This window comes from Sphingopyxis sp. RIFCSPHIGHO2_12_FULL_65_19 (genome assembly GCF_001830555.1).
Classification (GTDB): Bacteria; Pseudomonadota; Alphaproteobacteria; order Sphingomonadales; family Sphingomonadaceae; genus Sphingopyxis.
On sequence record NZ_MIAM01000049.1, the window covers coordinates 131,595 to 143,149 of the forward strand.

11 protein-coding genes are annotated in these 11,555 nt (G+C 63.4%); 7 read left to right on the forward strand and 4 right to left on the reverse strand.

The window, feature by feature from the left end; all coding sequences use genetic code 11:
- The 5 genes from rpoD to A3E77_RS14050 all read left to right on the forward strand — a co-directional run.
- The coding region (gene rpoD, locus A3E77_RS14030) for an RNA polymerase sigma factor RpoD (RefSeq protein WP_293647003.1) at positions 1–808 on the forward strand (808 nt) is incomplete at its 5' end.
- A 124-nt stretch (positions 809–932) separates the two neighbouring features.
- A complete protein-coding gene (locus tag A3E77_RS14035) occupies positions 933–1,613 on the forward strand; it encodes a tetratricopeptide repeat protein (protein ID WP_293647005.1) in 681 nt (226 codons plus the stop codon).
- 106 nt (positions 1,614–1,719) lie between these two features.
- Complete coding sequence (locus tag A3E77_RS14040) at positions 1,720–2,898, forward strand: vWA domain-containing protein (protein WP_293647007.1); 1,179 nt, start codon at positions 1,720–1,722, stop codon at positions 2,896–2,898.
- 118 nt (positions 2,899–3,016) lie between these two features.
- Positions 3,017–3,823 (forward strand): lipid II flippase Amj family protein, encoded by an 807-nt coding sequence (locus A3E77_RS14045; protein WP_293647009.1) that lies wholly within the window; start codon positions 3,017–3,019, stop codon positions 3,821–3,823.
- Positions 3,816–4,730: a DUF817 domain-containing protein gene (locus tag A3E77_RS14050; RefSeq protein WP_293647011.1), complete on the forward strand. Its 915-nt coding sequence runs from the start codon at positions 3,816–3,818 to the stop codon at positions 4,728–4,730. The genes A3E77_RS14045 and A3E77_RS14050 overlap by 8 nt, the downstream gene beginning before the upstream one ends.
- On the opposite strand, the gene A3E77_RS14055 is transcribed toward A3E77_RS14050, so the two are convergent.
- From A3E77_RS14055 to A3E77_RS14065, 3 genes are read right to left on the reverse strand one after another with little or no spacing between them, the layout of a single operon-like run.
- Entirely contained in the window at positions 4,661–5,911 is a 1,251-nt protein-coding gene (locus A3E77_RS14055; RefSeq protein ID WP_458574451.1) for a M24 family metallopeptidase, read from the reverse strand. The genes A3E77_RS14050 and A3E77_RS14055 overlap by 70 nt on opposite strands.
- A gap of 8 nt (positions 5,912–5,919) precedes the next feature.
- A complete protein-coding gene (locus A3E77_RS14060) occupies positions 5,920–7,125 on the reverse strand; it encodes an exo-beta-N-acetylmuramidase NamZ family protein (protein WP_293647013.1) in 1,206 nt (401 codons plus the stop codon).
- Positions 7,122–7,679, reverse strand: a complete 558-nt coding sequence (locus A3E77_RS14065) for a DOMON-like domain-containing protein (protein ID WP_293647015.1) — start codon at positions 7,677–7,679, stop codon at positions 7,122–7,124. Before A3E77_RS14065 ends, A3E77_RS14060 begins: the two co-directional genes overlap by 4 nt.
- Before the next feature lie 32 nt (positions 7,680–7,711).
- Here A3E77_RS14065 and tyrS point away from each other — a divergent pair, with 32 nt between their 5' ends.
- Both tyrS and A3E77_RS14075 read left to right on the forward strand, forming a co-directional pair.
- Positions 7,712–8,938 (forward strand): tyrosine--tRNA ligase, encoded by a 1,227-nt coding sequence (tyrS, locus tag A3E77_RS14070; protein ID WP_293647017.1) that lies wholly within the window; start codon positions 7,712–7,714, stop codon positions 8,936–8,938.
- A gap of 74 nt (positions 8,939–9,012) precedes the next feature.
- Positions 9,013–9,354 (forward strand): PilZ domain-containing protein, encoded by a 342-nt coding sequence (locus A3E77_RS14075; protein WP_037516333.1) that lies wholly within the window; start codon positions 9,013–9,015, stop codon positions 9,352–9,354.
- Here A3E77_RS14075 and recG read toward each other — a convergent pair.
- Positions 9,351–11,417 (reverse strand): ATP-dependent DNA helicase RecG, encoded by a 2,067-nt coding sequence (recG, locus tag A3E77_RS14080; protein ID WP_293647019.1) that lies wholly within the window; start codon positions 11,415–11,417, stop codon positions 9,351–9,353. The genes A3E77_RS14075 and recG overlap by 4 nt on opposite strands.
- Positions 11,418–11,555 lie beyond the last annotated feature (138 nt).

An 11,555-nucleotide genomic window follows, 5' to 3' on the forward strand; every position in this document is an offset into this window, starting at 1 on the left:
CGAAATCGCGCAAGCCGCGGGCATGAGCCTGACCGAATTCCGCCGCGTCGTGAACATGGTGCAAAAAGGTGAGCGCGAGGCGCGTATCGCCAAGAAGGAAATGGTCGAGGCGAACCTGCGTCTCGTCATCTCGATCGCCAAGAAATATACGAACCGCGGGCTGCAATTCCTCGACCTCATCCAGGAAGGCAATATTGGCCTGATGAAGGCGGTCGACAAGTTCGAGTATCGCCGCGGCTACAAGTTCAGCACCTATGCGACCTGGTGGATCCGGCAGGCGATCACCCGCTCGATCGCCGACCAGGCGCGCACGATCCGCATCCCGGTCCATATGATCGAGACGATCAACAAGCTGGTCCGGTGCAGCCGCCAGTTCCTCCACGAAAGCGGCCGCGAGCCGACGCCCGAGGAAATGGCCGAACGGCTGTCGATGCCGCTCGAAAAGGTCCGCAAGGTGATGAAGATCGCCAAGGAGCCGATCAGCCTCGAAACGCCGATCGGCGACGAGGAAGACAGCCACCTCGGCGATTTCATCGAGGACAAGAATGCGGTCATTCCGGTCGATGCCGCGGTGCAATCGAACCTCAAGGAAACCGTCACCCGCGTCCTCGCCTCGCTGACGCCGCGTGAGGAACGCGTGCTGCGCATGCGCTTCGGCATCGGGATGAACACCGACCACACGCTCGAGGAAGTCGGCCAGCAGTTCAGCGTGACCCGCGAACGCATCCGCCAGATCGAGGCGAAGGCGCTCCGCAAGCTCAAGCACCCGAGCCGCAGCCGCAAGATGCGCAGCTTCCTCGACCAATAATCAAAGGCCCCGCTTCGGCGGGGCTTTTTTTTCGGCGGTTAACCCGTTGCGGCGAAGTCGGTTTGGGGGTGGTGAGCGGACATCAATCGCGGTAGTATTTCGCAGTTGGACAATAGCGAGGCTGATGTTCACGTGGACGGATGGTGAGCCGATGATCCGCGAGACGCGTGATGAAGAGTGGGATCGTCTTTGGGCGCAGTCCGATGCTTGGGAGCGAGCCAGTTCCAACCAAATCGAGCTTCTTTCCGAGGAAGGCGATCATAGTTGGGACCTGATCCAGCATGCCGGTAAGATTGCCGAAGAAGATCCGGCAGCTTCTTTCCAACTATATCTCGAGGCTGTGGATGGCGGCTCAGCTTGGTCGATGGAAAAGGTTGGGTGGCACTATTGGACTGGTACCGGAGTAGCCGCCGATCCGGATATGGCCCTGAAATATTACCATCGTGCCATCGGCGCGGGGTCGTGGATGGCTACGCTTTATTACGCCCGCCTGCTTGCCGAACTGGGGCATTATGATGCTTGCGAAAGCACCCTGAACGACGGGGTCGCGTCGGGTTTCATACCGGCCTATTTCTGGCTTGGTTGGAGCCGCTACACGCGGTCGAAGACGTCCTTGGCGCGCCGACAGGTCCGCCCCCTAATGGAACACGCCGCTGAAGAAGGGCACCCGATGGCGAAGCTCTTCCTCGCCCGATGGATGGCGCGCGGGTATTTTGGCTTCCATAATATTCCGCGTGGTTGGGTGTCCGTTGTGCGATTGGCCGCGAGTTCTGCTGCCGCCGAAAGATCAACCGCCCCCGCCTAACGTCCGCTATCGGTCGTTAGCTGCCATTGTTTCCAATCCCCCGCCCTCACTTTCCGTTTACGTAAAGGGATTGCACGCCACGCCGCGAGGCGATAACCCTCCCCCCATGTTTTTCGGCTTTCTCGACGAGCTTCGTGCCGCGGGCATTCCCGCCAGCCTGAAAGAGCATCTGATGCTGCTGGAGGCGCTCGACCGCGAGGTGATCGACCGCAGCCCCGAGCAATTCTATTATCTGTCGCGCGCCATCTATGTGAAGGATGAAGGCCTGCTCGACCGCTTCGACCAGGTGTTCAACAAGGTCTTCAAGGGCATCCTGTCCGATTATGGGCAGAATCCGGTCGACGTCCCCGCCGACTGGTTGAAAGCCGTGGCCGAAAAATTCCTGACCCCGGAGGAAATGGCGGCGATCGAATCGCTGGGCGACTGGGACAAGATCATGGAGACGCTGAAAGAGCGGCTCGAGGAACAGCAGAAGCGCCACGAGGGCGGCAGCAAGTGGATCGGCACCGGCGGCACGTCGCCCTTTGGCAATTCGGGTTACAACCCTGAAGGCGTGCGGATTGGCGGCGAGAGCAAACACAAGCGCGCGCTGAAAGTCTGGGAAAAGCGCGAGTTCCAGAATCTCGACAACACCAAGGAACTCGGCACCCGCAACATCAAGATCGCGCTGCGCCGCCTCCGGAAATTCGCGCGCGAGGGTGCCGCCGACGAGCTCGACATTCCGGGCACGATCGACGGCACCGCGCGGCAGGGCTGGCTCGACATCAAAATGCGCCCCGAACGGCGCAACGCGGTCAAGCTGCTGCTGTTTCTCGACGTCGGCGGCTCGATGGACCCCTTCATCAAGCTGTGCGAAGAATTGTTCAGCGCCGCGACGACTGAATTCAAGAATCTCGAATTCTTCTATTTCCACAATTGCCCGTACGAAGGCGTGTGGAAGGATAACAAGCGCCGCTGGTCCGAACGCCACCAGATGTGGGACATCCTCCACAAATACGGCCATGATTATAAAGTGATCTTCGTCGGCGATGCGTCGATGAGCGCCTATGAGATCACCCACCCGGGCGGCAGCGTCGAACATTTCAACGAAGAATCGGGCGCGGTCTGGCTCCAGCGCATCACCCATGTCTATCCCGCCGCGGTGTGGCTGAACCCGGTGCCCGAGGCGCATTGGGGCTACACCCAGTCGGTGAAGCTCATCAAACAGCTGATGAACGATCGCATGTACCCGCTAAGCCTGTCGGGGCTCGACGATGCGATGCGCGAGCTGACGCGCAAGCATTGATCCACAGTTTCATTTAATCGTCATTGCGAGGGCCGAAGGCCCGTGGCAATCCGGAGTTCGCGTAAACCGCCCTGGATTGCTTCGCTTCGCTCGCAATGACGAGAAATTAGACCCCGCCATGTTCGACCTCCCCCTCGTCACCATCCTGCTGCTTACCGGCTTCATCAATTTGATCGGCGCGCTTGCCTATGCCGCGCGGATTGCCGGGGTGCGGACGCGGCGGATTGCGATGTCGTTCGCGCTGTTCAACATCCTCGTGCTCTTTTCGCGCACCTCGAACAGCTTCCTCGGCCCTTTTCTCGCCAAAAGGATCGAGACGCGGCTGCATGACGGCAACGGCGCGTCGCTGTTCATCGACATGCAGCTGGTGCTCGCCGCGGCGAGCGTCGCGACGTTGATCGGCATCCTGCTGGTGCCCACCGGACAGCGGATGTTTGCCGCGGCGATCGGCTGGTACCAGACCAACCGGTCGACGACAAAGCTGGCGGTCAAGGCGGTGAGCCCGAGCGGACTGCGCACCCTGGGCCGCTCGCTGACGTTTCCCAGCCTTGCGCATCTCAAACGCTGGAAAATGCCGAAAGGGATCGGCTGGGGCGTGCTGATCGCCAACTGCCTCGCGCAGTCGCTGCTTGCTGTTGGCGTCGTCGCCTCGCTCTACGCTGGTTATCTGGCACCCGAGTTTCGCGTCACGGCATCGCAGCTGTCGGCGCTGATCAATGGCTTTGCGACGATCCTGCTCTTCGCCTTCATCGACCCGCAGCTGTCGGTGATGACCGACGACGCGGTCGAGGGCAAAGTCGACGAGGCCGATTTCCGCCGCGCCATCACGCTGATTTCGCTGAGCCGCCTTGTCGGCACGATCCTGGCGCAGGCGCTGCTGCTGCCGGCCGCGATGCTGATCGCCTGGGTCGCCGTCTATGTCTGACGCGCCACGCGGCCAGTCGCGCTTTCACGCCGTTCGGATGCGGCTGGAGGCGATGGCGATCACGCCGGGACCGCGCGGCTGGTTCCTCGAATTTCTCGTCTTCGGCTTCAAGCAGGGATGGGCGTGCCTGTTCGGCGGGCTGATGCTCGCGCTGCTGCTCGGCACGCACCTGTTCTGGCCCGACGACGCGCCGCTCCACCGTTATGACGCGATCACGATCGGCGCGGTGCTGATCCAGCTAGGCATGCTCGCCTTTCGGCTGGAGACGCCGAAAGAGGCTCTCGTCATCCTGATCTTCCACATCGTCGGCACGGTGATGGAATTATTCAAGACCGCCGCCGGGTCATGGCAATATCCCGAAGCGAGCCTGCTCCACATCGGCGCGGTGCCGCTCTTCTCGGGCTTCATGTATGCCGCGGTCGGCAGCTATATTGCGCGCGTGTGGCGCATCTTCGATTTTCGCTACACCGGCTATCCGCCGATGTGGACGAGCTATGCGCTCGCGGCGGCGATCTACGTCAATTTCTTCGCGCATCACTGGACCTACGACATCCGCTGGTTCCTGTTCGCGGCGACGGCGCTGCTGTTCTGGCGCTGTCAGGTGTGGTTCCGGCCGCTGCACGTCCACCGCCGGATGCCCTTGCTCGTCGGCTGGGGGCTTGTCGCGCTGTTCATTTGGTTCGCCGAGAATATCGGCACCTTCGCCCGCGCCTGGACCTATCCCAGCCAGGACGATGGCTGGCACATGGTGGGGCTGGAAAAGCTCGGCAGCTGGTATCTGCTGATGATCATCTCGTTCGTGCTGGTCAGCCTCGTCCAGCGGCCGAAAGCGCCGGATCAGCCGAACGGCCGGTCGATCGACGGTGGCGGTTCGCTGAACCATTTGGGGCCGTTGTCGGTCATGTAGAAACAATCCTCAAGCCGGATGCCGAATTCGCCGGGGATGTAGATTCCCGGTTCGTTCGAGAAACACATGCCGGGCGCGAGCTTCGTCGTTTCGCCGCGCACCAGATTGACCGGTTCATGCCCATCGAGCCCGATGCCGTGGCCTGTGCGATGCGAGGTGCCGGGCAGCTTGTAACCCGGTCCCCAGCCGAGGCTTTCATAATAGGCCCGCACCGCGTCGTCGACTTTGCCCGCGGGTGTGCCGAGTTTCGCCGCGGCGAATGCGACGTCCTGCCCCTTGCGCATCTGGTCCCACACCTGCCGCTGGCGCGTCGTCGCCTTGCCGTAAACGAAGCTGCGCGAGATGTCGGATTGATAGCCGTGGACGGTCGCGCCGCAGTCCATCAGCACGACTTCGCCCTCGCGCACCGCCTGCGGCTTGCCCGATCCATGCGGATAGGCGCTCGCTTCGCCAAGCAGTATCAGCTCGAACTCGCTCTTGCCGCCCAGCGCCCGCGTCGCCGCGGCCATGATCGCGCCGATCTGCGCCGGGGTCATGCCAGCCTCGATGCGCGGCGCGGTGTGGCGATAAGCAGCAAGTGTGATGACGTTCGCGATCTGCATCAGCGCGATCTCGGCGGGCGACTTGTGCATCCGGCAGCCGCGCACCACGGGCGCGCCATTGACCACCGTCGCACCCGGCATCGCCTTTTCGAGGCCGTCGACCGCGAAATAGCGCACGGTTTCCTCGACCCCGATTTTGCCCTTCGCCAGCCCGCGCTTGCCGAGCCATGCGGCGACCACGGCGAGCGGGTTCTCGTCCTCGTTCCACGTCAGCACCTCGGCCTCGACGCCCAGGCTCTCGCGCACCGAAGGTTCTTCAAAGAAAGGCGTGACGATCGCGACCTCGCCCTCGCGCGTCAGCACCGCGGCGGTCAGCCGCTCGCTGCGCCACCATTCGACGCCGGTGAAATAGATGAGGCTCGATCCCGGCTCGATCAGCAGCGCGCCGATATCGTTGGCGGCCATCAACGCTTTCGCCTTGGCGATCCGCGCCATACGCTCGGCGGTGCCGATCGGCACAGCCTTGGCGGCAAGGTTCGGGAGTCCCGCCGTGTCGGCGGCGAAGGATGAAGCAGGCAAGCTCAACGCCAAACCGCCTATCGCCGCCGTGCCCAGAAACTGCCGCCGATGCATCGTCATCCCCTTGCTCAGTAGATCAGCAGGTCGGCGATCTCCGCACGCCATCCGGCCTCGTCGGGCGACGCCAGCGCATCAAGGTCGCCCGCGTCCGCCCCCGCATCGTCAACCCAATCGCGTAAGGCAGGTCCGCCGTTGATCACGTCGATCGCGAGCACATCGTCGGTATATTCATATTTGAAATCCTTGCCGCGCCAGATCGGATAGTCCGGATAGAGGCTGCGGATCGCCTTGAAGCCAAGCGCCTGCACGCGCCACGGCTGGAACGCATCATCGTCGTACCACGGCCCGTCGGCGTGGATATGCACGCCGCTATTGAGCTGGCCGACATGCTTGTGAAAGGTCGGCTGGAACCAGATATCGCGCAGCTTGCACCCGCCGAGCCATTGCGGCGCGAGGCGCTGCATCTCTGCGATCACCGCCTTCGCATCGATGTCGGGCGCGCCGAACAGTTCGAGCGGACGCGTCGTGCCCCTGCCCTCGCTGAGTGTCGCCCCCTCGACCATCACCGTGCCGGCATAGGCGCGCGCCATATTGACGTTCGCGGCGTTGGGGCTGGGGTTGATCCACGCGCGGTCCGTGGGCCAGCCGAAGCCGGGGCCTTTTGGCTCCCAGCCCTCCATCTCGATGACGCGGTAATCGACGTCGAGCCCGAAGTGACGGATGAACCAGTGCCCCATCTCGCCCATCGTGAGGCCGTGGCGCATCACCATCGGCCCCGCGCCGACGAAACTTTCCCATCCGGGCAGAAGGCGGGTGCCCTCGACCGGCCGCCCCGCCGGATTGGGCCGGTCGAGCACCCACACCGCCTTGCCATGCTGTGCCGCGGCCTCGAGCACATAGAGCAGGGTCGTCACATAGGTGTAGATGCGGCAGCCGAGGTCTTGCAGGTCGACGAGCATGACGTCGAACGTGTGCATCGATTGGCCCGACGGGCGGCGCACCTCGCCATAGAGGCTGAACACCGGCATGCCATAGATCGGATCGGTGAAGTCGGGCGACTCCATCATATTGTCCTGAAGGTCGCCGCGCACGCCGTGCTGCGGGCCGAACACCGCGGTGATGTCGAGCCCCGAAGCGACAAGCGCGTCGATACTGTGCGCCAGGTCGGCGGTGACCGAGGCGGGGTGCGCGAGCAGCGCGACGCGCTTGCCTTCGAGCGGTTTGCGAAGCGCCGGGTGGGCGAGCAGGCGGTCGATGCCGAAGTGAACAGTCATGCCGCGTCGGGTGCCCCAAGCGTGAGTGCAAAGCAATCGGGATGATGGAAGTCGGGTTTGCCAAGCGGGTGCGCGAGCGCCCAATAGCTTTTGGTGCCGTCAAGCTCCTCGATCACCGCCGACAGCGCGAGTTTCGCACCCTTGTCGGGAAAAATGCCGGGCTCGACGCGCAGCGCATAGCGTTGATCGCCCTTGTCGGCCGCCATTTCCCACGGGGCAAGATCATCGACGCGGAGCAGCGAGCGATAATCGTCGAATTGGTAGCAGGCCCATCGACCATCGGGCGAATAGTTGAACTCGGTGTAGTCGGGCTCGCCTTCTTCGGTCAGGAACGCCTCGAAACAGGTGCTTTCCCACAATCCGTCGGTCGCACTATCGGCAATCACCAGCTCGCCCTGGCCGTCGGGCAGCACGAGTGCGGAGACCGCGCCATCGACGACGAAGCGCAGCGCAAAGCCGTCCTCGAACGACAGGCCGACCTCAACCGCGACCGCACGCACCGCTTTGCCCGGCGTATCGGGGTGGCAGATCAGTTCCCTGCGGATGCTATCCAAATATCAAACCCCATGCTAAGCGCCCGCCCGCTATGACGAACTATAAATCCGACCTGCTGCGCCTCCTCGATGAGCGAGGCTATATCCATCAGACGACCGACGCGGAAGGGCTGGATGCACTCGCGGCGAAACAGATCGTCCCCGGATACATCGGTTTCGACGCGACCGCGCCCAGCCTGCACGTCGGCAGCCTCGTCCAGATCATGATGCTGCGCCGCCTGCAACAGACGGGGCACAAGCCCGTCGTGCTGATGGGCGGCGGGACGACGCGCATCGGTGACCCCACCGGCCGCGACGAAAGCCGCAAGATGCTGTCGGATGAGGCAATCGCGGCGAACATCGCGTCGATCTTCAGCATATTCCAGCGCTTCCTTCACTTCGGTGACGGACCGACCGATGCGGTGATGGTCGACAACCAGGACTGGCTCGGCAAGCTTGGCTATATCGAGCTGCTGCAGGAAGTCGGCACGCACTTCACCATAAACCGCATGATGACATTCGATTCGGTCAAGCTGCGGCTCGAACGCGAACAGCCGATGACCTTCCTCGAATTCAATTACATGATCCTTCAGGGCTATGATTTCCGGCACCTGTCAAAGACCATGAACGTCCGTTTGCAAATGGGTGGATCGGACCAGTGGGGCAATATCGTCAACGGCATGGAGCTGGGCCGCCGCATGGACGGCGCCGACCTCTATGGCCTGACGACTCCGCTGCTGACCACCGCGGCGGGGGCAAAAATGGGCAAAACGGCCGCCGGAGCGGTGTGGCTTAATCCCGAACAACTGTCCCATTTTGACTATTGGCAATATTGGCGCAACTGCGACGACCGTGACGTCGGCAAGTTCCTGCGGCTGTTCACCGATATGCCGATGGACGAGATCGCGCGCCTCGAAGCACTTGAGGGTGCCGAGATCAACGCAGCGAAGAAGATTCTCGCCGACGCCGCGACGACGATGTGCCGCGGCGACGAGGCAGCACAAGCTGCGTCGGAAACCGCCGCGCAAACCTTTGAAAAGGGACAGATTGGCGGCGACCTTCCGCAAGCAGTCGCGCCCGCCGAGGGGCTCAGCGTCGTCGATGCGCTGCGCGAACTGGGCTTTGCAGGCTCGAACAAGGAGGCGCGCCGCAAGCTCGAAGAGGGCGCGGTAAAGGTCGATGGTGAAGTCGTTCGCGACCCCCAGCTTCGCATCGTGCCGGGCGCCGATCCCGTTCCGGTCAGCCTGGGGTCAAAAAAACATGGCCTTGTGACCCGCTAGAGCGCAGACCAGCGTTTACGACTTCTTCAGCAATCGGGTGGATCGTCATGGTCAAATCAACAAGGTCCACGAAAATGCGCAAGATCGACACCAGCAAGGCCCATTATGTCGGCCTCGACCAGCGGATTGCTCCGCGTAGCGACGTCTATTGCCGCCTGCCCTTCGTCATGCCCGACGGACGGCAGGAAATGTGCACCTGCGTCAACATCAGCGCCGACGGCATGCTGATGCGTTTTGAACGCGGATTGGAAATCGGTGACCTCGTCGTGCTTCGCATGCCGATCATCGGTCGAACCTCAGCAAAAGTCGTCTGGTCGCTTGCCGGCAAGACGGGTTTGCAGTTTGAAAAATCCATCTCGGTCGAGGATTATCTGCCGATGATCCGCGCCATGGGCGCCCGCGGCGACGTCAACTAACCGCTTCGCAGGAGCGGCACCGCCGCATCCCGCTCGAACAGATAGAGGCAGAGGCGCACCGCCTCTGCCCGTGCCCCCTCCATGCCGCCATCGCGCTCGACGAACAGACGGGCGTCATCATGCGCCACCGGCAGCAACCTGACGAGTTGTTCGGCGGTCGCCAGCCGGTAATCGGCATCCCCCGACTGTTTGAGGCCGAGCAACTCGCCGCCACCGCGCAGCTCCAGATCCTTCTCTGCAATGACGAAACCGTCATTGGTATCGCGCATCAGCGCCAGCCGCTCGCGCGCGGTTTCCGACAGATTCTGCGAGCGGAGCAACAGGCATATGGATTTGGCGGTGCCGCGACCGACGCGTCCGCGCAGTTGGTGGAGCTGTGCGAGGCCGAAACGATCGGCATGTTCGACGATCATCAGGCTCGCCGCGGGCACATCGACCCCCACTTCGATCACCGTGGTCGCCACGAGGACGCCGATTTCGCCCGCCTGAAAGCGCGCCATGACGTCATCCTTTTCGGGGCCCTTCATCCGGCCGTGGACAAGCCCGACGCGCGCGTCACCCAACCGTTCGCGCAGCAGCACGGCCCGGTCTTCCGCCGCCGCGAGTTCGCTCCCTTCGCTTTCGGCGACGAGCGGGCAGACCCAATAGGCCTGGGCGCCGGTCGACAGATGCCGGTCGAGCCCGTCGACCACTTCGTCGAGCCGGTCGACCGACACCACGCGGGTGTCGATGGGCGTCCGCCCCGGCGGCATCTCGTCGATCTGCGACACATCCATTTCGCCGTGATTGGCGAGTTGCAGCGTGCGCGGGATCGGCGTCGCGGTCATCACGAGAAGGTGCGGCGGGCGCGCCGCCTTTTGCGTCAGCATCAACCGCTGTGCGACGCCGAAACGATGCTGTTCGTCGACGACGACGAGCGCGAGATCCTTGTAGGTCACCGCCTGCTGGAAGATCGCGTGCGTGCCGACGAGAATATCGATGCTGCCGTCGGCGAGCCCCATCAATGTCGATTCGCGCACTCTTCCCTTGTCGCGTCCGGTGAGGATCGCGAGGTTGACCGGCAGGCCCGCGAGCATCCGCTGCAAGGTCGCGAAATGCTGGCGCGCCAGAATCTCGGTGGGCGCGAGCAGCGCAGCCTGCGTCCCTGCCTCCACCGCCGCCAGCATCGCGCGCAAGGCGACAAGCGTCTTGCCGGACCCGACGTCGCCTTGGAGCATGCGCAGCATTGGCGTATCCTGCGCCATGTCGCCCGCAATCTCGCGGCCAACGCGCTCCTGCGAGCCCGTCAGCCCGAAAGGCAGCTTCAGCGCGTCGGTCAGCCGGCCATCGCCGACGATCGGTCTGCCCTTGCGCGTCCGCAGCCCCTGCCGGATCAGCATCAGCGCAACCTGACTGGCGAAAATCTCGTCATAAGCAAGCCGGTCGCGCGCGGCCTCGTCACGCGGGCTGGCGTGCGCGCGCGCCATCGCTTCACGCCACGCCGGCCAGCCCCGGCTCGCGAGCAGCGGGGCGTCGATCCATTCGGCAAGATCGGGCCGACGTTCAAGCGCAACCTGCCCCAGCTGCGACAGTCGCGCGTTGGTCAGGCCTTCGGTCAGCGGATAGACCGGCTCATGCTCGGCGATCCCCGCCTCGTCCCCCGGCTCGACGACTTGGTCGGGGTGCACGATCTGGCGCATGTCGCCATAAAGGTCGAGGCGGCCCGAAACGCGGCGCTTTTCGCCCAAAGGAAACAGCTTGCGCGCAAGTCCCGATGTCCGCCCGAAATAAACGAGGCGAACATGGTCACCGGCGCCGTCGAACGCCTCCACCCCGAAGGGCGCGCGCGGACTACGACCGGGGCGGTAATCCTGCGCAGTCAGTTCGACGATGATCGTCTGTCCCGCCTGCGCTTCGTCAAGCCGCTCGACGGGAAAGCGCGAGATCAATCCGGTCGGGAGATGGAACAGCACGTCGACGACGCGCTCGAGCCCCAGCCGCGTCAGCGGCTTGGCGAGCTGCGGCCCGACGCCTTTCAGGTCGGTGAGCGCGGCGAAGAGTGGATTGAGGATTTCGGGTCGCATGATCGTTCAGGCTATCTAGCGCGAGCCTTTCCAACTTGCACCTCCCCTCTCCCCGTGCGGGAGAGGAAAGCGAGACTTGCCCCGGACCTGTCCGGGGCTTAGTCGCAGCCGGAGAGGGGTATGCGCTTGCAAAGCAAG

Bases quoted from the DNA above. Each gene is read 5' to 3' on its own strand.
- A3E77_RS14035 (WP_293647005.1), top strand. From the start codon at position 933: ATGTTCACGTGGACGGATGGTGAGCCGATGATCCGCGAGACGCGTGAT.
- A3E77_RS14040 (WP_293647007.1), top strand. From the start codon at position 1,720: ATGTTTTTCGGCTTTCTCGACGAGCTTCGTGCCGCGGGCATTCCCGCC.
- A3E77_RS14045 (WP_293647009.1), top strand. From the start codon at position 3,017: ATGTTCGACCTCCCCCTCGTCACCATCCTGCTGCTTACCGGCTTCATC.
- A3E77_RS14050 (WP_293647011.1), top strand. From the start codon at position 3,816: ATGTCTGACGCGCCACGCGGCCAGTCGCGCTTTCACGCCGTTCGGATG.
- A3E77_RS14055 (WP_458574451.1), bottom strand. From the start codon at position 5,911: ATGACGATGCATCGGCGGCAGTTTCTGGGCACGGCGGCGATAGGCGGT.
- A3E77_RS14060 (WP_293647013.1), bottom strand. From the start codon at position 7,125: ATGACTGTTCACTTCGGCATCGACCGCCTGCTCGCCCACCCGGCGCTT.
- tyrS (WP_293647017.1), top strand. From the start codon at position 7,712: ATGACGAACTATAAATCCGACCTGCTGCGCCTCCTCGATGAGCGAGGC.
- A3E77_RS14075 (WP_037516333.1), top strand. From the start codon at position 9,013: ATGCGCAAGATCGACACCAGCAAGGCCCATTATGTCGGCCTCGACCAG.
- recG (WP_293647019.1), bottom strand. From the start codon at position 11,417: ATGCGACCCGAAATCCTCAATCCACTCTTCGCCGCGCTCACCGACCTG.